Genomic DNA, 470 nt, shown 5'->3' on the forward strand with positions numbered 1-470 from the left:
AAGAAAAGGCTGTAAGTCAAAAAACGCGCTGTCAAATCGATAAATTCTGGGTCGTTACCATAAAGACTGGCCACATTTCCCCTAAAAATGTAAAGGAAGGTTAAGGTGAAGGCCGCAAAAATGAGGGCAGTCCATCTTCCTAGACCAATATAGGTTTTAGCATCATCAAATCGCTTGGCTCCCACTTCATAGGAAACGACAATAGCCATAGCAGATGAAATACTCATAGGAAAGGCGTACATAAGACTTGAAAAGTTCATAGCTGACTGATGACTAGCGATAATCAAGGACGAAAACTTAGCCATAATCAAGCCAACCACAGAAAAAATAGCCACTTCCGCGAAGACAGTCCCCCAATAGGCAGACCTAAGCGAACTCCTTCCTTGATTTTATCCATATTAAGCGGAATTCGTTTCTCAAGGTGTAAGGCTTTGAGCTTCTCCTGTTTAAATAAAACCAGAATAGAAATC

At 41.1% G+C, this 470-nt stretch carries 1 pseudogene; it reads right to left on the reverse strand.

Annotated features, from left to right (window positions below):
- Window positions 1-470 (reverse strand): annotated as a pseudogene (pdrM, locus tag SMIDD26_RS10860) (sodium-coupled multidrug efflux MATE transporter PdrM); the annotation flags it as partial.

The organism is Streptococcus mitis, from assembly GCF_001579035.1.
GTDB classification, from domain to species: domain Bacteria; phylum Bacillota; class Bacilli; order Lactobacillales; family Streptococcaceae; genus Streptococcus; species Streptococcus mitis_J.